This is a genomic window from Streptomyces inusitatus, assembly GCF_014651115.1.
GTDB classification, from domain to species: domain Bacteria; phylum Actinomycetota; class Actinomycetes; order Streptomycetales; family Streptomycetaceae; genus Streptomyces; species Streptomyces amakusaensis.
In genome coordinates this window covers 344,148-369,261 of the sequence record NZ_BMWG01000003.1, presented here as the reverse complement: position 1 = coordinate 369,261, position 25,114 = coordinate 344,148, and the positions used below count along the sequence as shown (strand labels likewise).

The following is a 25,114-nucleotide window of genomic DNA, read 5'->3' as shown; positions in this document are numbered from 1 at the left end:
GCCCGGGGGCCGTCGGGGCCCGTCCCACGCCAGCTCCCGGCCGACGTGAACACCTTCGTCAACCGCTCCCACGAACTGGGACAGCTGAACGCGGTGCTCGCCGACCGAAACGGCGGGCGCGTCGTCGTCTCCGTTCACGTGGTGGCCGGCACGGCGGGCGCGGGCAAAACCTCGCTGGTCCTGCACTGGGCGCACCAGGTCAAGGACCAGTTCCCCGACGGCCAGCTCTTCATCAACCTCCGCGGGTACGACCCCGGAGAACCGGTCACGGCCGCGCAGGCGCTTCAGCGCTTTCTTCGGGCCCTGGGCGTGGCCCCGGCCGAGGTTCCCCAGGACGTCGACGACGCGGCGGCGATGTACCGCTCACTGATCGCCGACCGCCGGGTCCTGATCCTCCTGGACAACGCGGCCACGGTCAGCCAGGTCCGGCCGCTGCTTCCCGGCGGAGGAGACAGCCTTGCCGTGGTCACCAGCCGCAGCCGCCTGGCGGGTCTCTCGGTGCGAGACGGCGCCCAGAGGATCACCCTCGGCACGCTTCCGGAGCCGGAGGCAGTCGCTCTGCTGCGCGCGGTCACGAGGGGCTGTCGGCCCGAGGACGACGGCGACAAACTCGCGGAACTGGCCCACCTGTGCGCTCGTCTGCCGCTTGCCCTGCGGATCGCTGCCGAACGCGCCGCCAGCCACCCACACATGCGACTCGACGATCTCATCAGCGATCTGCGGGACGAGTCCGCCCTCTGGGACGCCCTCAGTACCGGCATCGATGACGAGGCCGAAGCCATCCGTTCGGTCTTCACCTGGTCCTACCGCGCTCTGTCCACGCACTCGGCACGTCTCTTCCGTCTCCTTGGCCTGCACCCCGGAGCGGCGTTCAGTCTCCCCGCTGCCGCCGCTCTCGGCGAAGTCACACTCAGCCGAACACGCCAGCTACTTGACGATCTGGTCGGGGCTCACCTGCTGGAGCAGACCGCTCCGGACCGGTTCCAGTTCCACGACCTCTTGCGCGCGTACGCCGGCGACCTCGCGCAGGCATCGGAGCCGCCCGGCCAAAGGCAAGCTGCGCGACGACGCGTCCTGAGCTGGTACCTCCACACCGCTGACGCCGCCCAGACGTGGCTCTATCCGCTGGAGGATCACCTGCCACTGCCTGGACCCCCGCCGGAAGTCGCACCTCTCGTCTTCGCCGACCGCAACGCCGCCGTCGACTGGTCCGAACGGGAACAGGGCAACTTCCTCCCTGCCGTGCGCGACGCCGCCCGAAACGGAATGGACGAGACGGCTTGGCAGTTGGCCACCGTCCTGTGGTTCGCACGTCCCGCGTCCTCGTCGGAACGGGACTGGCTGGAACTGGGCCGAATCGGGTTGGAGGCAGCGACAAGGCGAGAGGACCAGAGAGCGCAGACACGGCTTCTCATCAATATGGGCATCGCGCACAGGGCTCTGAACGGTTTCTCCGAGGGCTTGGACGCTCTGGAGCGAGCTGTCATGTTGGCTCGCCGCTCGCAGAGCCGGTTCAACGAGGCCCAGGCCCTCAACCTCATGGGCCTGATTCATCTACGGCAGCGCGAACTCGGCCTGGCGGACACATATTTCGGGCAGGCCATGTCCATCTTCCGAGACCTGGGAGATGGCGGACGAACCGCCACCGCGCTGTCCAACATCGCCAGCACGCGCCTGAGCGCCGGCCACCTGCCCGAGGCCGCCTCGGTCGTCGAAGAGGCGCTTGCCGCGCACCGGGCCCTGGCCAATCGCGGCGGTGAAGGCAACCTCCTTCGGATCGCAGCCGACCTGCGCCTCGAAGAAGGCGACACGGGTGGTGCCCGGCGATCCATCGACGAGGCTCTCGACATCGCGCTCGCCCTCCGCGACCACACCCGGGAAGGCTTCTGGCTCCTCACCCTCGGCGACATCCAGCGCGCCGTCGCCCAGCACGGCGACGCCCTGACCTCCTACCAGCGCTCCGCCATGCTCCACCGACGCCTCGGCGACCGCAGCCGCGAAGCCCTGGCCTGGCGCGGCACGGGGCAGACGTATGCGGCGATGGACCGCCACGGCGAGGCCGCCACCTTCCACAGTCAGGCCGCGGCCGTTCATCGCGATCTGGGGGACGCCTGGCAACTCGCTTTGGAACTCGACCTCCTGGCCGCAGTCGTTCACCCGGAGGACCCCGAGACTGCCCGTGGCCACTGGATCGAGGCCCTGGCCCATCTGACCCTCTACAGCGACCCCCGGGCCATGTCCGCCCGCTCCCGCGTAGAAGCGCTGCTGGCCCGAGCTGCCGGTTGACGCTCGTCGCTGATGTTGCCGACGAAGCCACCACCATTCGTCGACGACGTGCTGGGTGTCAGCCACGGCGGGCCGCCGGGCCCGGCTGGGCAGGGGTCTTCTTGATCTCGGCGTGGGCGACCTTGAAGCCGCCCTTGACGACGGTGGTGAAGGGGGCGGGGGCCATGCAGGTGCCGGCCTGGGGCCTGGTGGGGATGCCGTTGTCGTCGACGTGTCCGGGGAGGATGTTCACCACGCCCCAGGAGAAGCCGAGCCGGTCCGGCTCGCCCTTGCCGCCCTGCTGGACGCTGATGCCCAGCCGTGCGCCGGGCTTCTCGACGTTCGACTTGGTCACGATCGCGGTCAGGGTCGCCGTCCGGCCGCTGGTGACCAGGCAGTCGACGCGGGCCTCGGCCCACCCGGCGGCTCCGCCCGGGGCGGTGTGGGAGAACTTCAGGGTGCCCCGGGCGTCGGTGGCCAGTCCGTTGGGAGCGATGGGGAGGATCGGGCGGCTGAAGGGCACCTGTTCGGCGTCGATGGTGAAGCGGATGTCGTGGTCGGCGGACTCGATGTAGGAGATCCGGGCCTTCCCGTGGACGCTCGCGGCCTTCACCGGCTTCCCCTCAGGGGTCTCGTGCGCCTCGGAGGCTGCGGCGGAACCGGTGACCAGCCCGGCGAGGACGGCGAGGAGGGAGACGGCTGTCGTGGCGGTACGCATGGGGAACTCCCGTGTTCCAGAGGGTGGGTGGATGGGTGTGCCGCCGTGGTCGGCGGAACGGCTCAAGCCTCGCTCCCGGCACCCCCGCGATCCCATCCGCCGATCGGCATAAAGATCGCGCCGCCGCCCCGCCCCTCTCTGCCGATCGGCAGAGAGCCCCGCCGTATCGCACACCCGTACGCTGATCGCCATGTGGGAATCAACCGACCCGGCCGTCAGGGCACTCGGCGCGCTGCCGACGCTCGCGGCCACGGGCGTGCTGGTGTGGGCCGTCGCCCGCCCCCGTGCCGGGGTACGGCAGAGGCTGGGGCGTCTCGCCCGGCCGGCCGCGGTCTGCGCGTGCCTCTCGCTGATCACGAGCTTCGCCCTGCCGGGGGCGGGCTTCGGCGCGGGCTGGAAGCTGGCGGAGGCGGCCGTACTGCTGCTGCTCCTGGCAGCGGTCACCCGCTGGTCACCCCCGCGCGAACTCAGAACGGCCCTCCCGCCGACTGTTCTCGCGGTGGCGCTCTGGCCGCTGCCGCTGGTCGACGGCGAATCCTTCCTGGAAGCCGTCGGGATCGCGGCCTTCTGGCTGCTTCCGGCCGCCGCCGCGGTGGCCGTCGGGGCGTACCCCCGCCGTCAGGCGCGCCGCCGCCGGAACGCGGTGGCCGAGGCCCGGAGCGTCCAGCGGCTTCAGCTCTCGCGTGATCTGCACGACTTCGTCGCGCACGACATCAGCGGAATCGTGGTCCAGGCGCAGGCGGCCCGCTTTGTCGCCGAAGCCGACCCCGCGCAGGCGCTGCTCGCGCTGGAGCGCATCGAGAGGGCGGGGCTGAGCGCGCTGGCCGCGATGGACCGGACCGTGCGGATGCTGCACGGCCCGGAGGGGGCCGTCACCGAGGCGCTCCCCGATGTGTCCCGGCTGCCGTCCCTGATCGAGGACTTCACCTCGGCGGGAGGCACCGAGGCGCGGTTGGAGCTGCCGGCCCCGGTCGCGGAGGCGCTCTCCCGGGAGCGGGAGCGGGAGGCGGGCTGTGCCGCGTACCGCATCGTCGTCGAGGCGCTGACGAACATCCGCAGGCACGCCCCCGGGGCCTCCCGCGCCACGGTCGTGTTCACTCCCACGGCCGCCGCCGTGGAGATCAGAGTCACCAACGACCGGGGAGACCACCCGAAGGCCCCGGCCCGCCGCAAGGGCTCCCGGGGCGGCCTCGGCATCCCCGCGCTCACCGAGCACGCACGGGCCCTCGGCGGGACCCTCTCGGCGGGGCCGCACGGCGAGGGCGGCTGGCAGCTCACCGCCGTCCTGCCCGCCACGTTCCCGGGAGAGACGCCATGACGCAGGCCCCCGGCCAGGCCCCCGGCCCGACCCGCATCCTGATCGCCGACGACCAGGAGGATGTACGCAGCGGCTTCCGGCTGATCCTCGGCTCGCAGCCCGACATGACCGTCGTCGGCGAGGCGGCGGACGGCCTCACCGCCCTCGAACTGGCCCGCGCCCTCCGCCCCGATCTGGTGCTCGCCGACATCCGGATGCCGGGCCTGGACGGCCTGGAACTCACCCGGCGGCTCGCGGGCCCCGGCGTACCCGATCCGACGCGTGTCCTGGTCGTCACCACCTTCGACCACGACGACTACGTACGCACGGCACTGCACGACGGCGCGTGCGGGTTTCTGCTCAAGCGCTCGGGCCCCGGGCTGCTGATCGAGGGGGTCAGGGCGGCGATGGCCGGGGACCTCCTCATCAGCCCCCAGATCACGGTCCGGCTGCTCCGGACCCTGGCCCCTGCCGCCGCCCCCGCAGCGCCCATGGGCGCCTCGCCGCTCACCGCCCGGGAGAGCGAGATCGCCCGGCTGGTCGCCGAGGGCCTCACCAATGCCGAGATCGGCGCGAAGCTCTTCATCTCGGCGGGCACCGCCAAGACCCATGTCGCCAACGTCCAGGCGAAGGTGAAGGCCCGCAACCGGGTCGGCATCGCCGCCTGGGCCTGGGAGAACGGCCTCGCCGGGCCCGTACCGAAAGAGACCCGGGCCCCTCAGCCCGGCTGGGGATAGCCCCGGGGGGCCGGCTCGGTCGGGCTGGGATCCAGCAGTACGGGGATCTCCTGCCAGCCGAGGCCGATGAAGGAGGGGAGCTGGCGCAGCTCGCGGGGCGGCACGGCGAGACGCAGGGCGGGGTGGCGCTCGAAGAGGGCGGGGAGAGCGGTACGGGCCTCCATCCGGGCGAGCGGAGCGCCGATGCAGCGGTGGACGCCGATGCCGAAGGAGAGATGGTCGTCGGCGCTGCGCCCCGGGTCGAAGTCGCTCGCGTCGGGGCCGTAGTGCTCGGGGTCGAGACCGGCGGCGGCGTAGGTCGTCAGAATGGCGTCCCCGGCGGGGATGGTCACCCCCGCGACGGTGATGTCGGAGACGGCGAACCGCAGCGGCAGATTGGCGATCGACGGCTGGACCCTCAGCACCTCGTCGATGACCGCCTCCCAGGAGAGGTCCCCGACCCGTACCGCCGAGAGCTGGGCGGGGTGCCGCAGCAGGGCGACCACCGCGTTGCCGATCAGATTGACCGTGGTCTCGAAGCCCGCGCCGATCACCAGCAGCAGGGTCGACAGCAGCTCCTCGTCGCTCAGCCGGTCGCCGTCCTGGTCGCGGACCCGGAGCAGCTCGGTGGTGAGGTCGTCGCCGGGGTGCTCGCTCTTGTGGGCGATGAGGGCGGGCAGCACCGTGGCGACCTGCTGCTGCGCGGAGGCCGTGTGCTCGGGGCTGGGGTCCGACGTGTCCATGATGGTCGAGGCCATCCGGGCCGTGGCCTCGCGCAACCCGTCCGGGACGCCGAACAGCTCGCAGATCATCCGCAGCGGCAGGGGGTGCGCGTACCCCGTCCGCAGATCGACCGGCCTTCCGCCCTCCCCGGCGGCGGCCAGCTCGTCGAGAAGCTCCTCGGTGATCGCCTCGACCCTGGCCCGCATGGCCTCCGTGCGCCGGGCGGTGAAGCTCGGGGCGATCAGTTTGCGCAGCCGGGTGTGGTCTGTGCCGTAGGCGGAGAGCATATTGACGACGCCCACCCAGTTGAGGATCCAGCTCCACTCCGGCCGCCGGGGGATCTCCGCGAAGAGCGACCAGTGGCGGCGCGGATCCCGGCTGACCCGGGGGTCGAGGATCAGGGCCTTCAGCGTGGCGTAGCCGGTCGGAGCCCATGCCGGTATCCCGCCGGGCAGCACGATCGGCACCAGCGGACCGAGCGCGCGCAGCCGGGCGGTCTCTCCCGGGATGTCGGTGCCGAACGGGTCGATGGCCACCGGAGTGGACACGGTCATCCAAGGTCTCCTGACTGCTCGGGGATACGGGCCTGATCGGGCGTACGGGCGGTGAACTGGACGGGGAACGCCGTCAGCGACCGGTGGAAGGGGCCCGGACGCCAGGTCAGCCGCTCCCGGGGGAGCACCGGGCTGAGGTCGGGCAGCCATTGGGTGAGCCGCTCGATCGCCTCGGTCGCGATCAGGAGGGTGTGCTGTTTCACCGGGCAGGCGTGCGGCCCCGCCGACCAGGACAGATGCGAGGCGTCGTTCGTACGGTGGGTGGACCGGGACTCCTTCTCGGCGAAGTAGGCCAGCGCGCCGTAGGAGACGACGACCGGCACGGCGGCCTGTATCCACACCCCGTGGAAGCTCAGTGGTCTTCGGGCGTAGTGGATGCCGTAGTTGGCGAGTGGGGTCTCGAAGCGCAGCACCTCCACCACGGCGTCCATCACGGGACGGGAACCGCTGGTGAGGGTGGTGTAGTACGCCGGGTTCCCCAGGATGCGCGAGAGCGCGTTGGAGACCAGATTGGCCGTGGGCTCGTGGCCCGCGCCGAGGGTGAGGAAGACCTGCCAGGTCACTTCCTCGGGGGTCAGATTCAGCGGGTGGTCGAGGAGCCAGCTGGTGAGGTCGTCGCCCCGGCGGGCCATCTTGGCGGCGATGAGTTCGAGGACGTACCGCCCGTACTCCACCTCGGCCTGGGCCGAGCGTTCGGAGCCCTCGATCATCTGGGCCATGGAGTCGGTGAGCCGGTCGCTCTCGCTGTCGGGCAGCCCGAAGAGATTGTTGAAGATCAGCCCCATCAGCGGGCGGCAGAAGTCGGAGACCAGATCGGCGCGGCCCCGGGGGCCGAACCGGCCGACGAGGATGTCCGCCGCGCGGTGCACCCGCTCCCGCAGATCGTGCGGTTCGACCAGGCTGAAGGCGTCGACGAGGGTCTGGCGGTAGCGGATGTGCGACTGGCCGTCGGCGAAGAGGGTGTTGGGCCGCCAGCGCATCATCCCGAGGACCGGTGAGTCCTCGGCGACGGTGGCCTCCCAGGGGCGGGGATCGTGCGACCAGATCTCGGAGTCGTGCAGCAGATCGAGGGCGGCCCGCCGGTCGACCACGACGTACGCGAAGATCCCGGGGGCCAGTTCGGCCCAGCCGACCGGGCCCTGGGCCCTCAGTATCTCGTAGTAGGCGCGCGGGTCGGCGGCGAAGCCGTCCTCCCAGAGCCGGACCGGGGAGGCGATCGAGGGCACGGGCGTGGCGTTGACCGGGGCGTTCACCGGACCTCCGGACTGGGCACGGTGTCGTACGGCAAGGGCTCGGCGCTGTCGGCCGCCGGTCCCTGGGACCGGTGGCCCATCCGGGTCAGCAGATGCTGCACCAGCGAGATCAGCGCGTCGATGGAGGCACGGGTGTCCCGGGCGTCACAGGCGATCATGGGGGTGCCGGGTTCCAGATCCAGCGAGGTGCGCAACTGCTCCTCGGTGTACTGGCGCGCGTCCGGGAAGGTGTTGAGCGCGACCGCGTACGGCAGCCCCGCGTCCTCCACCAGCCCCAGCACCTCGAAGGAGTCGTCGATGCGCCGGGTGTCGACCAGGACGAGCGCGCCGAGCGCCCCGTAGGCGATGTCCTTCCAGAGCGAGCGGAACCGCTCCTGGCCGGGGGTGCCGAAGAGATAGAGCACGATCCCCCCGTTCAGGGAGATCCGCCCGAAGTCGATGGCGACGGTCGTGGTGGTCTTGTCCCGTACCCCCGCGAGGTCGTCCACCGCGACGGAGGCCTCGGAGAGCTGTTCCTCGGTGTGCAGCGGGCGGATCTCGGACACGGAGTCGATCAGGGTGGTCTTGCCGACTCCGAAGGGGCCGGCGACCAGGATTTTCACCAGTTCGCGAGCGCTGTCCGGCAGGTGCAGGCCGTTAGAGCTTGAGGGCGCGGAGGCCATCGGCGACTCTCTCCAACAGATCAAGGTCGGGCTGGGCGGCGAACGGGATCGGCGGGCGGGCGCTCACCAGTCCCAGGTCGATGAGGTGCGCCGCGAGTACGCGGACGGCGGAGACGGGCAGTTCGAGGACGGCGGCCGTCTCCACCACGGTGAGCGACCCGCCGTCCAGGGTGCCCAGCAGTGTGCGCTGGGCGGCGGGAAGACCGGGTGGGACGGACGGTGCGGACGGTGCGGACGGGATGGGGGACGCGGCCGGTACGGGCGGTGCGGCAGGGGTGTGCGACGGAGGGGCGGGCGGCGGCGCGTTATGACGTGCCCGGCGTACGTCGTGTCCCGTGCCGTGGAGCGGTATGGGCGGCCCCGCGCCGCTCGACTGCTCGGCGGGGCAGACCGTCAGACCGGTGAGTACGGAGAGGCGTTCCAGGCTGTTGCGGCTCGGCCGGGTCTTGCCGCCGGTGGAGACATAGGCGGGGACGAGTGGCCGGCCGGCCCTCCGCCCGCTCACAGCGGAGTGTGGCCGCTGGCTCCCCGGGGAGCGGCCGCCATCGCCTTCTCACCGAGCCGGGCCACTTGGGAGTGGACCCGGTGGGCGAGCAGATCGAGCCGTACCTCGGGATCGCCATAGGCGGCCACACAGGTGCCATGGGTGGTGGGCGCGACCAGGATGTATCCGTGGTCGGACTCGACGACCACCTGGCGCACCTCCGCGCCGTCCTGGTCCGCGAAGGCGGCCGCCGCGGTGCGGCAGGCCCCCTGCACGGTGCTGGTGATCGCGGCGACGCGTTCGGCGGACGCCTGGGAGAGCCGGTCGGAGTAGCCGGACACAAGGCCGTCCCTGGTCAGCAGGACGGCGGCTCGGACATGGGGGATTTCCAGGATCGGATCGAGCACCCACGCGGTATCGCCGGTGTCGCGGGAGGTGCGGCTGGTCATCGGGGGTCGTTCCCTTCGGGGTCGGCGGCGTTGCGTGCGGCTGCGGTCCCGGCCTGGAGCGCCCCGAGGGCCGCGGCGGCCTCTTCCGGGGAGCGCGCGGGCGGCCGGGGGCGGGACGGGACCTCGCCGGGGTGTCCGGCGGCATGGACCCGGCGGCGCCGGCGGGGCAGCGACTCGTCGTCCGGGCCGGGGACGGGGTCGTGGGTGATGGCCTCGGAGACGGTACGGGTGGGGTCGGGGGCCGTACGGACGGGGAGGGCGGGGGACGGGGGGGTACGGGCGGGGGGGAGGGGGACGGCCGGTGCGGCCGGGGCGGGGGTTTCGGACCGGACGGGCGGTGCGGGCCAGGAGTGCCCGGGGTCGGCCGGGGCGGACGGCTGGAACGCGCCGTGGTGCTCGGCGACGGGGGTGTCCCGCTCGCCGGGGTGGGGCGGGGGGACGGCGGGGAACCCGGGCTGTCCGGGGGCCGCCGGGAAGAAGGGGTCGGGGGCGTTGCCGCCCCGGGTGGAGTGGGGCGCGCTCGCCGCCTGCGGCCGTTCGGCCGGGTCGATGTGGCTCAGCAGATGGTTCTTTACCAGCAGCACCGCCCGGACCCCGCCGTAGGGAGAGGGCGACGACAGATCGACCGAGAGGTCGAACTGCCGGGTGAGCTGGCCGATCGCGGCCAGTCCCATCCTGGGCGGGTCGCCCAGTTCGGAGAGGAGGATCGGTTCGCGGCCCGCCACCATGCGCTGCGCGTAGGCCCGTTCGTCGGCGGCCATGCCCACGCCCGCGTCGTCCACGGTGACGGTGACGCCGTGGTGGGCGCGTTCCAGGTTCACTGTGACGGTCGTGTCCGGCGAGGAGTGGCGCAGCGCGTTGTCGAGCAGTTCGGCGACGATGATCGCGACCGGTTCGACGGCGTGGGAGACGAGTGCGGTGCCGGGCTCCAGATGGTTGCTCATGTGGACGCGCTGATAGCCGATGATGCGGGACTGCCCGCCGGTCACCGCGTCCACGAGGTGTGACTCCTCGCGGGCGAGCCCCACCCAGGCTCCGCAGACGACGGCGGCCACCTGGGCGCGGCGCAGCGACTGTTCGTTCTCGTGGTCGAGTGAGTAGAGGGTCTGGGACAGCTCCGGGTCGTCGTAGCGCTGCTGGAGGCCGCGCAGTACGTCCTGGAGCCGGTAGAGGCCGGCCTGGATCTCCCTGGTCGCGCCGCGCATTCCGGCCCGGGCTGCGGCGTCGACGCGCTTGCGTTCCTGGAGCATCGCGGTGGCGACGCCTTCGAGGGCCGTGTGCAGGGCGGTGCCGAGTTCGCTGTCCGTGAGGGTGGGGTCCAGCGGCCCGGGCACCTGCACATGCGGGTGGGCGGCGCGGGTGGCCGCGGCGGGGATGCGGTCCTGTGCCAGATGGACTACTTCGGCGACACAGGCTCGTGAGGTGTGGTCGGTTCTCCGCCGGGCGGCGTCGAGTTGGGTCTGGAGGGAATCGATCTCTTCGCGCTGTCTCGCCCGTTGGCGGCGGGAGCGCAATAGTTCGTTTCCGATATAGAAGGCGGTCATGGTCCCGGCGGCGACGATGGCCAGATCCGGTATCTCGATCATCGAATAGACCTCGGGGAGGGCGGTGGTGAGAGTCGTTTTGGAAACGACCCGCCCAAGTACACACCGTCATCGACTGATCGCGGGGGGTTTTGGCCGAAGTAATTCTGAAGTTGTGCCGCCGACCGATCACTTGCGCTTCGAGTGACCGACGGTGCTTCGGTGGCCCGTTTGGGCAGAGGTGGCATGGTGGGGGAGGGCGTACGAGGTCGGGCGGGGACGGAAAAAGGCCGCGGCGGGCGGTCTTCCGCGCCACCGCGGCCTTACACCTTCGGGTGAAGCCCCGCTCAGTCCTTCGTATGCGAGTTCCTCACTCAGGGTTATTTCCCGGCCTTTGATTTGGTGTCAGGACCGGACCTGGAGAGTGGATATTCAGCTCAGGACCTTGTCATTTCAGGTCTTTTTCCGCCTGGAGATCTGTCCGCGGATCCGGCTCGGGGATACCGTACGAAGATCGGTTCGGGGAATCCGTCCGCGGGCTTCCGGGCGGGCTTCCCGGCGGGATTTCTCAGGGCCGCGGCGGCGCGGGCGCGTGGTTGTCCTGGGGCTTGGCCACGGAGTCCGTGAGCTTCTTCTTCGGACCGCCGCCGCCGCTGCCGCCGCCGACGGGCGGCGGGGGCGCGTGGTTGTCCAGGGGCTTGAGGACGGCCTCGCCGAGGAACTTCGGCGCGGGCGCGTGGTTGTCCTGAGTCCGGACGGGCGACCCGCTGAGAAGGCCGTTCAAGGGCGGCGCGGGCGCGTGGTTGTCCTGCGTGATGAACTCGTCGGTCTTCTGGTCGGTGCTGTTCATGGTTCCCCCATGGATCGTGCGTGTCGTACGTTTCGTACCTGAACTGGGTACGGCCTTCCGCCCGGAGACTCCCCCGAGGGTCGCCGGACGAAAGGCCGTGGGATCTCGACCTTCCCCCCGGAGAGGTGAGAGTCCCAGGTGATCCGTCTGCCCCCCGACGCGACGGATCGTTGTGTGCCTGAGCATCTCCGACAGGCATAAACATTCGATGAACGTCCAGGCAGCGGGCTGTATCAGCCTACGGGTGGCCGGATTCGGCGGTGGGCCGGGGCCCGATTCCGGCCCTGCCGCTCCGCTCCGGCGCGGGGCTCCCGGCGGGGGGTTCCCGGCGGGGCCCCGGGGCCGGGCGTACGACGCCGTCGGCCATCAGAACGCGCCGGAGCGCCGAGCGGTTCACCGGCTTCCGCGCGACCTTTCCGGAGGCCCTGCCCCCGGATGGGGTCCCGGAGGCCCCCGGAGGCCGCTCAGGGGCCCTCAGGCGGCGTTGAGCGGGGCGAGCAGCCCTCGTACCTCCGCCGCCTCCGCCGCCCCCGAGGCCTCGTGCACGGCGAGCGCCTCGCGCCAGCAGGCGCGGGCCCGGTCCGCCTGGCCGAGGGCGGCCAGCGCGCGGCCCAGGGTGATGAGGACGTTGGCGCGGGTGTGGTCGCCGCCGATGCAGCCGATCGCGAGGGCCTGTTCGGCGTGCTGGGCGGCGCGGGCCGGGCGGCGGGCGGCCAGATGGGCCTGGGCGATCCGGTAGAGGGTGGTTCCCTCCCACAGCCGCTGACGGTTGGTCTCGAAGCCGTTCAGCGCCCCCACGAGCTGGTCCAGCGCCTCGGTGAGCCGTCCCGCCTGGGTCAGCGCGATGCCCAGCGCGTAGCGGGCGTTGGCGAGCCGCATGGTGAGCCCGTTGCGGTCGTAGATGTCCATGCCGCGCTGGACGAGGTCTATCGACTGCTCGGTACGGCCCATGGAGAGATAGAGGCGGGAGAGATTGCACAGGGCGCTCGCCTCGCCCGGTCCGTTGTCGTCGGCCCGCGCCTCCTCGATGGCCTGCTGGAGGAAGCGGTCGGCCTCGGCGTGCCGGCCCATGCTCAGGGCGATGATCCCCCGGTCGTTGTGGGACCAGAAGACCGGGGTGGGGTCCTGGGCCCGGGTGGCCAGCAGATCCGCCTGCCTGGCGTGCTCGTCGGCCTCCTCGTACCGCCCGGCGATCAGGCACACATGGGTGAGCGTGGTGTGGGCGCGGCCCTGGGCGCGGGCGTCGCCCGCCGTCCGGGCGGCGTCGCGGGTGACGAGCGCGGCGGACTCGTACTGCTTGGAATTGGCCCCGGACTCGGCCAGGTCCTTCGCGGCCCACAGCAGGTCGACGGCGCGCCTGAGCCGGCCGCCGGCGGCGGCCTGCTGGGCGCAGGCCAGCAGGCAGTGCGCCTCGGTGTAGAGCCAGTCGAGCGCCTCCTGACGGCCGTCGAAGGGCAGCCCCTCGTGCTCGGTGGCCTCCAGATGGTCCGGCAGCCGGTCGCCGGGGCGTTCGATCGTGTACACCCGGGTCACGGTGGCGAGGTAGAAGTCCAGCAGCCGGGAGAGGGCGGTCTCATTGGCCTCGGGGCTCTCGTCCCGCTCGGCGCAGGAGCGCGCGTAGAGGCGTACGAGGTCGTGGTAGCGGTACCGGCCGGGCGCGGCGGACTCCAGGAGGGAGGTGTCGACCAGCGCCTCCAGCAGGTCCTCGGTCTCCTGGACGGGCAGCGCGAGCGCGGCGGCGGCCGCCGCGAGAGAGACGTCGGGGCCGTCGGCGAGGCCGAGCAGCCGGAAGGCGCGGGCCTGGTCGGGCTCCAGTTGGCCGTAGCCGAGTTCGAAGGTCGCCTTGACGGCGAGGTCCCCCGCCTGGAGCTCGTCGAGCCTGCGGCGCTCGTCGGCGAGCTTGGCGGCGAGCACGGAGACGGTCCAGGTGCGGCGGGCGGCGAGCCGGGAGGCGGCGATGCGGATCGCCAGCGGGAGGAAGCCGCAGGCGGCGACGACGTCCAGGGCGGCCTTCCGCTCGGAGGTGACGCGTTCCTCGCCCACTATCCGGGTGAAGAGCTGAAGCGCCTCGTCCGGGGACATCACATCGAGGTCGACCAGATGCGCGCCCGCGAGGTCGACCATCCGGACCCGGCTGGTGATCAGCGCGGCGCAGCCGGAGGCCCCGGGCAGCAGCGGGCGGATCTGGGCGGCGTCGCGCGCGTTGTCGAGCAGGATCAGGATCCGGCGGCCCGCGATGGTGGAGCGGTAGAGCGCGGCCCGCTCCTCGGGCGAGTCGGGGATGGAGGTGTCCTGGACGCCGAGCGCGCGCAGGAAGGAGCCGAGCACGGCGGCCGGTTCGGCGGCCCGGCTGCCCGCGCCCTGGAGGTCGATGTAGAGCTGGCCGTCCGGGAAGTGCGGGCGGGCCTCGTGGGCGACATGGACGGCGAGCGTGGTCTTGCCGACGCCGCCGATGCCCGCGAGCGCGGAGACGGCCATCACCGAGCCGTCGGAACCGGCGAGGCGCGCGCCCAGCTCCCGTACGAAGGAGGCCCGGCCGGTGAAGTCGGGGACGGTCGCCGGGAGCTGCGCCGGGCGGGCGATCTGGGGGCCGGGGGCCTGGTCCTCGCTGGGGCGGTCCAGCTCCTCGTCGGCGCGCAGGATGCGCTGCTGCAGCTGGGAGAGTTCGGCGCGCGGGTCGACGCCCAGCTCCTCGGCGAGGAGCCGGCGGGTGTCGGCGTACACCGCGAGGGCCTCGGCCTGCCGTCCGCTGCGGTAGAGCGCCAGCATGAGCAGCTCGCGCAGCCGTTCGCGCAGCGGGTGGGCGGCGGTGAGCGCGGTCAGCTCGGAGACGGCCTCGGCGTGGCAGCCGGTCTCCAGGTCGAGTTCGAGACGGGTCTCCAGTAGCTGGAGCCGCCATTCGTCGAGCCGGGTGCGCTGGTTCTCGGCGTACGGCCCCGGGACGTTGGCCAGCGCCTCGCCGTCCCACAGCCCGAGCGATCTGTCGATCAGGGTCCGGGCCTGGTTGCGGTCCCCGGCCGCGCGGGCCTTCTCCGCCTCCAGCGCCAGTTCCTGGGCGACGAAGAGGTCGACGCTGTCCCGCCGGATCCTTATGGCGTAGCCGCCGGACTCGCTGACCAGCGCGTTCGCGGTGAGGATCTTGCGGAGTCTGGAGGCGTAGGTGCGGACGGCGGCGAGGGCCTGGGACGGTGGGTCCTCGCCCCAGATCGCGTCGATCAGCTCGGAGGCGGTCGCGGTGCGGCCGTCGCGCATCAGCAGCGCGGCCAGCAGGGCGCGTTGCTGAGGTGAACCGGACGGCAACACTTCGCCTCTTCGCCGGGCCCGCACCGGACCGAGCACGCTGAAGTACAGCTCAATAACCTCACTGGGCGCCGGAACTCGCTGCTCCGGTACGCGTGGCCCGTTGTCACGGTCCATTGCTGCCCCCTGCCCCGAACTGCCGATTCGCACCCGACAGTCTGCCTTGTGCATGGCGGCCCCGTCAGTAACGGGATGCTTGCAGATCGCGTTTTGTCGCTGTGGGACGGGGGCCGCCTCGCCCGTCCGGGGCCCGGCACGGCTCTGTGCGCGGGCTTCCCCGAGGGGCTGGTTCCCCCGGGGGCGGGCAGGGCCGGACAGCGGCGTATCGGCTGTTCCGGGCCCTGCGGGGTCAGGGGCGATAGATCTCGCCCGGGTTGGCCTTTGCCGGTGCGAGGAGCTGGGAAACGGTGACGAAGGTGTAGCCGCGGTCCTTGAGTCCCTTGATGATTCCCGGGACCGCGGGGACGGTTCCGTCGTAGATGTCATGCAGAAGGATGACTCCGTCGCGTGACGCCTGCTTCAGTATTCGCTTGGTGATCAGGGCGGAGTCATTGGTGGAGTAGTCCTTGGCGGTGGCGCTCCACAGGACCTGCGCCAGCCCCAGTTCCTTGGTGACGGCGGTGACGTCGTCGTTGATCCGGCCCTGCGGCGGGCGCATCAGGGTGGGCTTCTTGCCGGTGATCTTTGCTATCGCGTTCTGCGCGAGCTCCAGCTCCTCGCGGATCTTGTCCGGCTTGAGGCGGTCGAGGCGCTTGTGGGTCCAGGTGTGGTTGGCGACCTCGTGACCCTCGTCGGAGAGACGTTTCACCACGGCCGGGTACTTGGTGATGTGCTTCTTGCCGAGCAGGAAGAAGGTCGCGGGGACCTTCTCCTTCTTCAGGGTGTCGAGCAGCTCGGGGGTGTCCTTGCCCGGTCCCGCGTCGAAGGTGAGGGCGATGCACTTCTCCTGCTCGCAGTCGACCGGGTCGGCGGGGCTGACGTCGGTGGCGGGGACGGCGGTGTCGGCGAGCGACTTCCCGCCCTCCAGCGCGTCGGCGCGGGCGTCGGCCGGCGCGGTCGAGCCGGCGCAGGCGCCGAGGGCGAGGGTCAGCGCCGCGGCTGCCGCGACGGCGGCGGCGACCCTGAGCCTCCTGGGGCGAGCGGGCATGAAGGGTTCCCCCTGGGTGGTTCGCGATGGGCTGGAGTGTGCTCTCACCGTGGCCACCGGCGGGCTCTGCCGACTATACACATGGTGTATAGCTACTCGACTCGCCGGTCACCAAGAGGGGAAAAGGGGGATCGGGGTTCACTGGCGGGGGGCTTTGGTGCTGGTTTCGGGGGCGGTGGCGGTCGGCGGTGGTGGTGGCGGCCGGTGCGGCCCGTGTGGCTGGTGCGGCCCGTGGGTCGGTGTGGGTCGGTGGTCGGGGTGCGGGTCCGCTCCGGGTTCGGGTCCGGGACTGCTTTCCTCACCGCGCTCCGCGCGAGCTGCGCCGCTTTACGTCCCGGACCCGAACCCTGCGCGGCCCCTCCGCGTGCGTGTTTCCGTCCGCTGGGGTTGCCCGCGCCTGCCCCCGCCCTGCGCGGCCCCTCCGCGTGCGTGTTTCCGTCCGCTGGGGTTGCCCGCGCCTGCCCCCGCCCTGCACGGCCCCTCCGCGTGCGTGCTCCCTCTCGCGTAGCTGACGTGCCGTCAGATCGGCGCTACCGTGAAATCCATGGAGACCTTCCCGAAGATCATCTCGGTGGACGACCACACGGTGGAGCCCCCTCATGTCTGGCGGGACCGGCTCCCGTCGAAGTACCGGGACGTCGCCCCGCGTGTGGTCCGCGCCCCCCTCAAGGAAATGACCTTCCTCGGCGGACGCTTCGCCCCCGTCATGGGCGAGCGCGGCGACGACGGCCCGGTCGGCGACTGGTGGGTGTACGAGGATCTGCGCCGTCCGCTCACCCGGCTCGACACCGCCGTCGGCTACGACCGCGACGAGATCAAGCTGGAGATCATCACCTATGAGCGGATGCGGCCGGGCTCCTACCGGGTGCCCGACCGGCTCGCGGACATGGACGTCAACCATGTGCAGTCCGCGCTCTGCTTCCCGACCTTCCCGCGCTTCTGCGGCCAGACCTTCACCGAGGCCGCGGACCGCGAACTGGCCCTGCTCGGCGTCCGCGCCTACAACGACTGGATGGTCGAGGAGTGGTGCGGCCCCGAGGCCGGCGGCCGGCTCGTCCCGCTCACCCTCGTACCCCTGTGGGACGCCTCCCTCGCGGCGGCGGAGGTCCGCCGGAACGCGGCGCGCGGCGTGCGGGCGGTCGCCTTCTCCGAGATACCGCCCTTCCTCGGGCTGCCCTCCATCCACGGCGACGCCTGGGACCCGTTCCTGCGCGCCTGCGACGAGACCGGCACCGTCATCGCCATGCACATCGGCTCATCCTCGAAGATGCCCTCCACCTCCGCCGACGCGCCCCCCGCCGTCGGCTCCACCATCACCTTCGCGAACTGCTGCTTCTCGATGGTCGACTGGCTGATGAGCGGCGTCTTCGAGCGCTTCCCCAAGCTCCGGATCATGTACGCCGAGGGTCAGATCGGCTGGATCCCCTACATCCTGGAGCGCGCCGACGCCGTATGGAAGGAGAACCGCGCCTGGGGCGGCGTCGCCGAGAAGGTGCTGCGCCCGCCGTCGGAGCTGTTCGCCGGGCACATATACGGCTGCTTCTTCGACGACGCCTTCGGCCTGCGCAACCTCGACGCCGTCGGAGCGGGGAACGTCCTCTACGAGACCGACTACCCCCACTCGGACTCCACCTGGCCCGACTCCCGCCGGGTCGGCGAGGAGCAGATGGCGCATCTGCCCCCGGAGACCGTCCACCGCATCGTCCGGGGCAACGCCATCGACCTCCTCGGCCTCACCCCGGAAGGACTCTGGGCGGGCTGAGCCGCTTCTCAGATGACCGGCGGCCGTCCCAGCTTCGCCATCCACCACACCGTCGACCACTTCATCGGCTTCCGCTCCCCACAGGGCTCCCGCACCCCCTCCGCGAACCCGCCGGCCCACGCCTTCAGCCCCTCCCCGGACCGCGTCCGCAGCAGCGTCAGCGCGGTCCAGCTCCCCAGATAGAGCGGCACCAGCGGCGCGGGAAGGTTCCGCTTCGCCAGCCAGACCCGGTTGCGCGCGGTCATCCGGTAGTACACGGCGTGCCGCGCGGGCGAGGTCTTCGGGTGCTGGAGCAGCAACCGGGGCTCGTAGAGCACCTTCCACCCGTCGTCCAGCGCCCGCCACGCGAGATCCGTCTCCTCGTGCGTGAAGAAGAACTCCTCGGGCCACCCCCCGGTCCGCTCCAGCATCGGCATGGACAGCGCGTGCCCGCCTCCGAGGAACGTCGTCACCAGCCCCCCGCGCATCGGGTCCTTCGCCCGCAGCCTCGGCACATGCCGCCGCTGCGTCTCCCCATGCTCGTCCGCGATCCGGAACGACACGATCCCCAGCTTCGGATCCGTCTCGTACAGATCCGCGATCCGCGTGAAGACATCCCGCTCCACGAGCAGCCCGTCGTCGTCCAGATCGACCAGCACGTCGACGTCGCCGAACTCCCGGAGTCGCTCCATCGCGACATTCCGCCCCCCGGACACCCCCAGGTTCTCCGGCACCTCCACCGCCGTCACCCCCTCCGGCAGCTCCGGCAACGGCGCTCCATTGCCCACGACCACGACACGGGCGGGGGGCTCGTCCTGCATCGCGACGGAGTCGAGCAAGGCCCGGAGCTCGACGGGCCTGTTCCCCATGGTCAGTACGGCCACACCCACACGCGGTCGCGTCACGACTCGACTCCACTCCACCATTTGTCCGTCCCGAAGCCGCGATGCTACCCACTGGCCACCTGCCGCTGCTCCGGCGGCCCGCACCCGCTCCGACCGGGCGTGCGTCAGGGCCTGCGGGCCGCGAGGGCGGCCCGCACGGTCTTGCCGACCTGCGGCCTGAGGCTCCAGGAGACGCGAGCGCCGAGCCCGCGGACGACGAGCAGCCCCCGTCCGTCACCTGCTGGAGCGCGCCGAGCGGGATCGGGCACTCGCCGAGGCCCGAAGGGTCCTGCGGCCGGGCGGTCTGGTGGCTGCCGCCGCCATCGGGCGTTATGCCTCGCTGTACGAGCATGTGGCGACCACGCTCCTCGGAGGTGAAGCCGTCGGCGAGGCCGTGGCCGACATCCTCCGGACCGGACGCCATGAACCGGGGCGGAAAGGATTCACGGCCGCGTACTTCCACACGGCGGAAGGCCTCACCGAGGAACTCACGGCCGCCGGATTCGGCGGAATCGCCCTCCACGGCGTCGAGGGACCGGCCTGGGCCTGCCTGAAGGCCGCCGAGCGGCACAGCGGGGAGAGCCTGATCGACTCCCCGATGTTCACCGCCGCACTGGCCTCCGCACGGCTCGCGGATCCGTACCCCGCGCTGCTCGCGTCCAGCTCGCACCTGCTGGCGGTCGCGAGGGCGTGAGGGCTCGGACCGGGGTCCGGGCGGCGGGCTTCCGGCCTGGTCGCGGGGGGTTGTCAGTGGGCGGGTGTTCAATCGGGGGTATGGCGATCAGGCGTGAGAGGGCGAATGGCGATCCGGGTGCGGGCGGAGGCTCAGGTGCCCGATGAGGAGCGGATCGTCAGGGGGGAGGACTGGTACGGGAGGGAGCTGTCGGGGGAGAGGTTTGTTCGGTACACGTTCTACGACATGGACTGGACGGAGGTGGTGAATGACGGGGCGGTTTTCGACGAGTGCACTTTCTCCGGGGTGAAGTTCAACGCGTCGCGGCATGTGAACGCGGCGTTCACCAACTGTGTCTTCAAGGGGTGCGGCTTCTTCGACGCGGCCTTCGAGCAGTGCAAGGGGGTCGGGAGCCTGTTTCAGCGGTGCACCTTCGGGCTGTTCAAGGTGGTCGGAGGGGATTGGTCCTTCGCCGGGCTGCCGGGGGCGGATCTGAGGGGGGCGGTGTTCGAGGGGGTGAGGATGCGGGAGTGCGATCTGACGGGGGCGCGGCTGGAGGGGGCGGCGGTGACGGGGGTGGATCTGTCGGGGGCGATGCTGCACAGCGCGCGGTTGGCCGGGGCGGATCTGCGGGGGAGTGAGCTGTCCTCGCTCGATCCGCTGACGGTGCGGATCGAGGGAGCCAGGATCGATCTGGGGCAGGCGGCCGTGATCGCGGCGGCGCTCGGCTTCGAGGTGGGCTGACCGGCCGGGAGCCCGACCCGGAGTGTGAAGGCCGCGCGGGGCCGGTGTCTCCGTCGATGCGCCGCGTGCGCGGGCTTGTCTGATGGTGTGTCAGCTATCACGATGGGCTCCGGGCCGTGCCCCGGTGTGCCTCCCGGCACACGGGCTCTTCCCCGCCTGCCCTCGGAGCTGTCGGAGCTGTCGGAGCCGTCCTGCCGCATCCGGTACGAGGGGCCGGGGATGTCGGGTGTCGGCCACGGCAGTACCTCCGGCGTTCGGCCGGATCGAGGCGAGGAGGCCGCTCGTATGCCACCATCCGCGCGAATCCTGCCCGAGGGGCGGCTGTCGTACGGGATGCAGCTGCCCGTTCAGTCGCAGTCCGCCCTCTTCGCGGAGGACTGGGAGGCCGGGGCCGGGGCCGAGGATCTGGCCGAGGTCGCCAGGGCCGCCGATCGGGGTGGCTTCGCCTATGTCGGGGTCTGCGACCATGTCGCGATCCCGCGAAGGCTCGCCGCGACCATGTCGACGGTCTGGTACGACCCCGTCGCCACCCTCGCCTACCTCGCGGCGATCACCCGGCGGGTGCGGCTGCTCAGCCATGTCGCCGTCGTCGGGCTGCGCCACCCCCTGCTGACCGCCAAGCAGTACGCGACCCTCGACCATCTCTCCGGCGGGCGGCTGATCCTCGGGGTCGGCGCGGGGCATGTCCCCGAGGAGTTCGCCGCCGTCGGGGCTGACTTCGCCCGGCGCGGTGCTCTGCTCGACGAGAGCGTCGACGCGCTGCGGGCGGCGCTCGGGCCCGAGGAGTACCCCGAGTTCACCGGGGAGCGGTTCTCCTTCGCCGATCTCGGACAGCGTCCCAGGCCGGCCCAGCCGCGCGTCCCCCTGTGGGTCGGGGGCTCCTCGCCCGCCGCCCTGCGCCGGGCCGCCGTCCGGGGTGACGGCTGGCTGCCCCAGGGGGACCCGCGCGGGCGTCTCCCCGCTCTGATCGGCCGGCTGACCGCGCTGCGCGAGGCCGCCGGAATCGCCGAGCCGCTGGTGATCGGGGCCGTCGCGGAGCCCATCCACATCGGCGAGCCCCGCCGGTATGCCGACCGGCGGACCCTCTCGGGCGGCCCCGAGGAGATCGCCGAGTCGCTGCGGGAGTACGCCGCCATGGGCGTGCACCAGATCCAGGTCCGGTTCCGCAGCCGGAGCCGGACCGAACTCACCGACCAGATGGCTGCCTTCGCCGCCGGGGTCGCCCCGCATCTGAACCCCGCCCGCTGACCCCCGTACCCCGTTGACCGAAGCCAGTCGAAGGAGACATCCATGGGAAAGCTCGACGGCAGGGTCGTCCTGATCACCGGCGCCGCCCGGGGCCAGGGCGAGCAGGAGGCCCGTCTCTTCGCGGCCGAGGGCGCGAAGGTCGTCCTCGCCGACGTCCTGGACGGGCCCGGCGAGGCCGTCGCCGCCGATCTGGGCCCCGACGCCCTCTACGTCCGTCTCGATGTCGCCCGGGAGGACGACTGGGCCGCCGCCCTCACCGCCGCCAAGGAGCGCTTCGGCAAGGTCGACGGGCTGGTCAACAACGCGGGCATCCTGCGCTTCAACGCCCTGACCGCCACCGCGCTCGCGGAGTACCGGCGGATCACCGAGGTCAACCAGACCGGCGTCTTCCTCGGCATCCGCACCCTCGCGCCCGAACTGGCGGCGTCCGGCGGCGGCACGATCGTCAACACCGCCTCGTACGCGGCACTGACCGGCGTGGCCCTGCTCGGCGCGTACGCCGCTTCCAAGCACGCTGTCCTCGGCCTCACCAAGGTCGCCGCCCTGGAGCTGGCCTCCCAGGGCATCCGCGTCAACGCGATCTGCCCGGGTGCGGTGGACACTCCGATGGCCGCCCCCGAGTCCCTCCGCCCGGGCGTCGACCCCCGGGCGGTGCGCGAGGGGATGGACCGGATGTACGAGAAGGTCGTCCCGCTCGGCAGGATCGGCCGCCCCGAGGAGGTCGCGAAGCTCGCGCTCTTCCTGAGCTGCGAGGACTCCTCGTACATCACCGGGCAGCCGTTCGTCATCGACGGCGGCTGGCTGGCGGGCATCAGCGTGCTCTGACCGCCGGGACCCGCCGCCCGCACCCTCTATATATGACGGTGCGTCAGCTCTTGACGGTCCAACCCCCCCGGTGGAACAGTCGGCCGCATCACGATCTGACGATGCGTCAGAAAAATAGGGACGGTGAACCCCCTTGGAATTCGGGATCTTCGTGCAGGGATACGTCGGCAGGCGCGCCGAGACCGACCCGCTCGCCGAGCACCGGGTGCTGATGGAGGAGGCCGAGTACGTCATCCTGGCCGACCGCTCCGGGTTCAAGTACGCCTGGGCCTCCGAGCACCACTTCCTGGAGCAGTACTCGCACCTCTCCGCCAACGACGTCTTCCTCGGCTACCTCGCCCACGCCACCGACCGCATCCATCTGGGCTCGGGCATCTTCAACCCGCTCGCCCCGGTGAACCACCCGGTCAAGGTCGCCGAGAAGGTCGCCATGCTCGACCACCTCTCCGAGGGCCGCTTCGAATTCGGCTCCGGCCGGGGAGCGGGCAGCCACGAGATCCTCGGGTTCCTGCCGGGCGTCACCGACATGAACCGCACCAAGGAGATCTGGGAGGAGACCATCGCGGAGTTCCCCAAGATGTGGCTCCAGGACGAGTACCCCGGCTTCCGGGGCAAGCACTGGTCCCTGCCCCCGCGCAAGATCCTCCCCAAGCCGTACGGGAAGTCCCACCCGGCCATGTGGTACGCCGCCGGGTCCCCCTCCTCGTACGCGATGGCCGGGAGCAAGGGCCTCGGCGTCCTCGGCTTCAGCGTCCAGCGCGTCTCCGACATGGAGTGGGTCCTCGACTCGTACAAGTCGGCGATCGGGCGGGCCCGGCCGGTCGGCGGCTTCGTCAACGACAACGTCATGGTCACCACCACCGCCGTCTGCGCCGAGACCCACGAGCGGGCCGTCGCGATCGCCGCCGCCGGGGAGCTGAACCACCTCCAGTCGCTGCTCTTCCGCTACCACGACACCTTCCCCCGGCCCGACGGCATCCCCGAGTGGCCCGAGCTGGTGCCCGGGTACACGGCGGAGATCGTCGAGCTGCTGATCGCCGAGGAGCTGCTGATCTGCGGCGACCCGGACGAAGTGCTCCAGCAGTGCAAGAGGTGGGAGCAGGCGGGGGCGGACCAGCTGTCGTTCGGACTGCCGGCCGGGATCCCTTACGAGGACACCCTGAACACGATCAGGCTCATCGGCGAGCACGTGATCCCCCAGATCGACACCGACCCGATCCACCGGACCACCCGCTTCCGCCAGGCCTGAAGCCGGGGCCTGAAGCCGGGGCCCGAAGCCGGGGCACAGGGCTGATCCCAGGGGAAAGGACCCCCATGCTCGACCACCTCATTCGCTCCGCGACCGTCGTGGACGGCACGGGAGCCCCCGCCCGCGTCGCCGACGTCGGCATCCGCGACGGCCGGATAGCCGCCGTCACCGAACCGGGAGCCCTCCACCACCGGCCCGCCGCCACCACCGAGGACGCCGCCGGACTCGTCCTCACCCCCGGATTCGTCGACCCGCACACCCACTACGACGCCCAGCTCTTCTGGGACCCCCGCGCCACCCCCTCCATGAACCACGGCGTCACCACCGTCGTGGGCGGCAACTGCGGCTTCACCCTCGCCCCGCTCCACCCCGAACGCCCCGAGGACGCCGACTACACCCGCCGGATGATGTCCCGGGTCGAAGGCATGTCCCTGACCGCCCTGGAGCGGGGCGCGCCCTGGAACTGGCACACCTTCGGCGAGTACCTCGACGCCCTGGAGGGCCGCACCGCCGTCAACGCGGGCTTCATGGTCGGCCACTGCGCGCTCCGCCGCCACGCCATGGGCCCCGACGCCATCGGCGGCCGGCCCACCCCCGAACAGCTCCGCCGGATGCTCGGCCTCCTCCACGACGCGATGGACGCCGGAGCCTGGGGCCTCTCCACCACCCAGTCCGCCACCCACTCCGACGGCGACGGCGCGCCCGTCGCCTCCCGGCACGCCGCCCCGGACGAACTGATCGCCCTCTCCGAGGCGGTCGGCGAACACGAGGGAACCCAGCTGGAGGCGATCGTCGCGGGCTGCCTCGACCAGTTCGCCGACGACGAGATCGACCTTCTCGTGGCGATGACCTCCGCCGCCGGACGGCCGCTCAACTGGAACGTCCTCACCATCGACGCCGCCGTCCCCGAACGCGTCCCCCGCCAGCTGCTCGCCGGCGAGCGCGCCCGCGCGGCGGGCGGCCGGATCGTCGCCCTCACCATGCCGATCCTCACCCCGATGAACATGTCCCTCGGCACCTTCTGCGCCCTCAACCTCATCCCCGGCTGGGGCGAGACCCTCGCCCTTCCCGTCCCCGAGCGGATCGCCCGGCTCCGCGACCCCGCCGTCCGCGCCGAACTGCTGCGCCGGGCCCGCTCCAAGGAGGCCGGAGTCTTCCGCAGGCTCGCCGACTTCGGCCGCTACGTCGTCGGCGACACCTATACGAAGGAGAACGCGGGCCTCACCGGGCGCGTCGTGCGGGACATCGCCGCCGAGCGCGGCCAGGACCCCTTCCACTGCCTGACCGAGATCTGCGCCAACGACGGACTGCGCACGGTCCTGTGGCCCATGCCCACCGACAACGACCCCGCCTCCTGGGAGCTGCGCCGCCGCACCTGGGAGCACCCCGACGTACTCCTCGGCGGCTCCGACGCCGGGGCCCATCTCGACCGGATGTGCGGAGCCCCGTACACCACCCGCTTCCTCGGCGACTGTCTGCGCGGCCGTGGACTCGTCCCGCTGGAGACGGCGGTCAGGATGCTCACCGACGACCCCGCCCGGCTCTTCGGGCTGCGCGACCGGGGCCGGATCGAGCCCGGCTGCCACGCCGACCTCGTCCTCCTCGACCCCGCCCGGATCGACGCGGGCCCCGCCACCCTCGTACGAGACCTCCCCGGCGGCGGCCCCCGGCTGGACGCGAAGGCCGTCGGGATCGTCTCCGTGCGCGTCAACGGAGTGGAGACCGTCCGCGAGGACCGGGCCACCGGCGCGCTCCCCGGCACGGTGCTGCGCTCCGGCCGCGACACGAGAACGGTGTCGACCCGATGAC

Annotated in this window: 21 protein-coding genes and 1 pseudogene; 10 read left to right on the top strand and 12 right to left on the bottom strand. The window is 71.8% G+C overall.

All coding sequences use genetic code 11. The features are described from left to right. Positions 1-45: 45 nt before the first annotated feature. The gene (locus IE247_RS09105) at positions 46-2,286 is read left to right on the top strand and encodes an ATP-binding protein (RefSeq protein WP_190122443.1); all 2,241 of its coding nucleotides are present in this window, start codon (positions 46-48) and stop codon (positions 2,284-2,286) included. A gap of 58 nt (positions 2,287-2,344) precedes the next feature. Here the strand turns inward: IE247_RS09105 and IE247_RS09100 are convergent, their stop codons facing one another. After that, positions 2,345-2,983, bottom strand: a complete 639-nt coding sequence (locus IE247_RS09100) for a hypothetical protein (RefSeq protein ID WP_190122442.1) — start codon at positions 2,981-2,983, stop codon at positions 2,345-2,347. Positions 2,984-3,173: 190 nt separating this feature from the next. Here IE247_RS09100 and IE247_RS09095 point away from each other — a divergent pair, with 190 nt between their 5' ends. Both IE247_RS09095 and IE247_RS09090 read left to right on the top strand, forming a co-directional pair. Further along, positions 3,174-4,301: a sensor histidine kinase gene (locus tag IE247_RS09095; protein ID WP_190122441.1), complete on the top strand. Its 1,128-nt coding sequence runs from the start codon at positions 3,174-3,176 to the stop codon at positions 4,299-4,301. Further along, on the top strand, positions 4,298-5,017 hold the full coding sequence (locus tag IE247_RS09090; RefSeq protein ID WP_190122440.1) for a response regulator: 720 nt from the start codon (positions 4,298-4,300) through the stop codon (positions 5,015-5,017). Before IE247_RS09095 ends, IE247_RS09090 begins: the two co-directional genes overlap by 4 nt. On the opposite strand, the gene IE247_RS09085 is transcribed toward IE247_RS09090, so the two are convergent. The 10 genes and pseudogenes from IE247_RS09085 to IE247_RS09045 form a co-directional block, all read right to left on the bottom strand. Continuing rightward, positions 4,999-6,273, bottom strand: coding sequence for a cytochrome P450 family protein (locus tag IE247_RS09085; RefSeq protein ID WP_190122439.1), 1,275 nt, complete (start codon positions 6,271-6,273; stop codon positions 4,999-5,001). The genes IE247_RS09090 and IE247_RS09085 overlap by 19 nt on opposite strands. Then, positions 6,270-7,526 (bottom strand): cytochrome P450 family protein, encoded by a 1,257-nt coding sequence (locus IE247_RS09080; RefSeq protein ID WP_190122438.1) that lies wholly within the window; start codon positions 7,524-7,526, stop codon positions 6,270-6,272. The genes IE247_RS09085 and IE247_RS09080 overlap by 4 nt, the downstream gene beginning before the upstream one ends. After that, complete coding sequence (locus tag IE247_RS09075; RefSeq protein ID WP_229868919.1) at positions 7,523-8,188, bottom strand: GTP-binding protein; 666 nt, start codon at positions 8,186-8,188, stop codon at positions 7,523-7,525. Before IE247_RS09075 ends, IE247_RS09080 begins: the two co-directional genes overlap by 4 nt. Further along, on the bottom strand, positions 8,163-8,357 hold the full coding sequence (locus IE247_RS35130) for a DUF742 domain-containing protein (RefSeq protein ID WP_444545280.1): 195 nt from the start codon (positions 8,355-8,357) through the stop codon (positions 8,163-8,165). The genes IE247_RS09075 and IE247_RS35130 overlap by 26 nt, the downstream gene beginning before the upstream one ends. A 183-nt stretch (positions 8,358-8,540) precedes the next feature. Further along, positions 8,541-8,693: pseudogene (locus IE247_RS35125) on the bottom strand (DUF742 domain-containing protein); the annotation flags it as partial. Beyond that, positions 8,690-9,121, bottom strand: a complete 432-nt coding sequence (locus IE247_RS09065; protein ID WP_190122437.1) for a roadblock/LC7 domain-containing protein — start codon at positions 9,119-9,121, stop codon at positions 8,690-8,692. The pseudogene IE247_RS35125 and the gene IE247_RS09065, both read right to left, overlap by 4 nt. Next, the gene (locus tag IE247_RS09060; protein WP_190122436.1) at positions 9,118-10,707 is read right to left on the bottom strand and encodes an ATP-binding protein; all 1,590 of its coding nucleotides are present in this window, start codon (positions 10,705-10,707) and stop codon (positions 9,118-9,120) included. The genes IE247_RS09065 and IE247_RS09060 overlap by 4 nt, the downstream gene beginning before the upstream one ends. Positions 10,708-11,212: 505 nt before the next feature. Then, complete coding sequence (locus IE247_RS09055) at positions 11,213-11,494, bottom strand: hypothetical protein (RefSeq protein ID WP_190122435.1); 282 nt, start codon at positions 11,492-11,494, stop codon at positions 11,213-11,215. Between the two features lie 474 nt (positions 11,495-11,968). Then, entirely contained in the window at positions 11,969-14,911 is a 2,943-nt protein-coding gene (gene afsR, locus IE247_RS09050; RefSeq protein ID WP_190122434.1) for an SARP-family global regulator AfsR, read from the bottom strand. Positions 14,912-15,143: 232 nt separating this feature from the next. After that, positions 15,144-15,941, bottom strand: a complete 798-nt coding sequence (locus IE247_RS09045; RefSeq protein ID WP_190122433.1) for a polysaccharide deacetylase family protein — start codon at positions 15,939-15,941, stop codon at positions 15,144-15,146. Between the two features lie 544 nt (positions 15,942-16,485). Here IE247_RS09045 and IE247_RS09040 point away from each other — a divergent pair. After that, the gene (locus IE247_RS09040; RefSeq protein WP_190122432.1) at positions 16,486-17,703 is read left to right on the top strand and encodes an amidohydrolase family protein; all 1,218 of its coding nucleotides are present in this window, start codon (positions 16,486-16,488) and stop codon (positions 17,701-17,703) included. A gap of 8 nt (positions 17,704-17,711) precedes the next feature. On the opposite strand, the gene IE247_RS09035 is transcribed toward IE247_RS09040, so the two are convergent. After that, positions 17,712-18,608 (bottom strand): glycosyltransferase family 2 protein, encoded by an 897-nt coding sequence (locus tag IE247_RS09035; RefSeq protein WP_190122431.1) that lies wholly within the window; start codon positions 18,606-18,608, stop codon positions 17,712-17,714. 265 nt (positions 18,609-18,873) lie between these two features. Between IE247_RS09035 and IE247_RS09030 the strand changes: the two genes are divergently transcribed. The 6 genes from IE247_RS09030 (at position 18,874) to IE247_RS09005 (ending at position 25,113) form a co-directional block, all read left to right on the top strand. Further along, positions 18,874-19,260, top strand: coding sequence for a hypothetical protein (locus IE247_RS09030; RefSeq protein ID WP_190122430.1), 387 nt, complete (start codon positions 18,874-18,876; stop codon positions 19,258-19,260). A gap of 135 nt (positions 19,261-19,395) precedes the next feature. Beyond that, positions 19,396-19,983 carry a pentapeptide repeat-containing protein gene (locus IE247_RS09025; RefSeq protein ID WP_229868915.1) on the top strand — a complete coding sequence of 196 codons (588 nt, stop codon included), beginning with the start codon at positions 19,396-19,398 and terminating at the stop codon, positions 19,981-19,983. Positions 19,984-20,268: 285 nt separating this feature from the next. Beyond that, entirely contained in the window at positions 20,269-21,231 is a 963-nt protein-coding gene (locus tag IE247_RS09020) for an LLM class F420-dependent oxidoreductase (protein WP_190122428.1), read from the top strand. Positions 21,232-21,273: 42 nt separating this feature from the next. Continuing rightward, positions 21,274-22,056, top strand: coding sequence for an SDR family NAD(P)-dependent oxidoreductase (locus IE247_RS09015; protein WP_190122427.1), 783 nt, complete (start codon positions 21,274-21,276; stop codon positions 22,054-22,056). A gap of 133 nt (positions 22,057-22,189) precedes the next feature. After that, positions 22,190-23,305, top strand: coding sequence for an LLM class flavin-dependent oxidoreductase (locus IE247_RS09010; RefSeq protein WP_190122426.1), 1,116 nt, complete (start codon positions 22,190-22,192; stop codon positions 23,303-23,305). Positions 23,306-23,370: 65 nt separating this feature from the next. Further along, entirely contained in the window at positions 23,371-25,113 is a 1,743-nt protein-coding gene (locus IE247_RS09005; protein WP_190122425.1) for an N-acyl-D-amino-acid deacylase family protein, read from the top strand. Position 25,114: the final 1 nt, after the last annotated feature.

Coding starts and splice junctions, on each gene's coding strand:
- IE247_RS09100 (WP_190122442.1), bottom strand. CDS start 2,983: ATGCGTACCGCCACGACAGCCGTCTCCCTCCTCGCCGTCCTCGCCGGG.
- IE247_RS09095 (WP_190122441.1), top strand. CDS start 3,174: ATGTGGGAATCAACCGACCCGGCCGTCAGGGCACTCGGCGCGCTGCCG.
- IE247_RS09090 (WP_190122440.1), top strand. CDS start 4,298: ATGACGCAGGCCCCCGGCCAGGCCCCCGGCCCGACCCGCATCCTGATC.
- IE247_RS09085 (WP_190122439.1), bottom strand. CDS start 6,273: ATGACCGTGTCCACTCCGGTGGCCATCGACCCGTTCGGCACCGACATC.
- IE247_RS09075 (WP_229868919.1), bottom strand. CDS start 8,188: ATGGCCTCCGCGCCCTCAAGCTCTAACGGCCTGCACCTGCCGGACAGC.
- IE247_RS09065 (WP_190122437.1), bottom strand. CDS start 9,121: ATGACCAGCCGCACCTCCCGCGACACCGGCGATACCGCGTGGGTGCTC.
- IE247_RS09060 (WP_190122436.1), bottom strand. CDS start 10,707: ATGATCGAGATACCGGATCTGGCCATCGTCGCCGCCGGGACCATGACC.
- IE247_RS09055 (WP_190122435.1), bottom strand. CDS start 11,494: ATGAACAGCACCGACCAGAAGACCGACGAGTTCATCACGCAGGACAAC.
- afsR (WP_190122434.1), bottom strand. CDS start 14,911: ATGGACCGTGACAACGGGCCACGCGTACCGGAGCAGCGAGTTCCGGCG.
- IE247_RS09045 (WP_190122433.1), bottom strand. CDS start 15,941: ATGCCCGCTCGCCCCAGGAGGCTCAGGGTCGCCGCCGCCGTCGCGGCA.
- IE247_RS09040 (WP_190122432.1), top strand. CDS start 16,486: ATGGAGACCTTCCCGAAGATCATCTCGGTGGACGACCACACGGTGGAG.
- IE247_RS09035 (WP_190122431.1), bottom strand. CDS start 18,608: ATGGTGGAGTGGAGTCGAGTCGTGACGCGACCGCGTGTGGGTGTGGCC.
- IE247_RS09020 (WP_190122428.1), top strand. CDS start 20,269: ATGCCACCATCCGCGCGAATCCTGCCCGAGGGGCGGCTGTCGTACGGG.
- IE247_RS09015 (WP_190122427.1), top strand. CDS start 21,274: ATGGGAAAGCTCGACGGCAGGGTCGTCCTGATCACCGGCGCCGCCCGG.
- IE247_RS09005 (WP_190122425.1), top strand. CDS start 23,371: ATGCTCGACCACCTCATTCGCTCCGCGACCGTCGTGGACGGCACGGGA.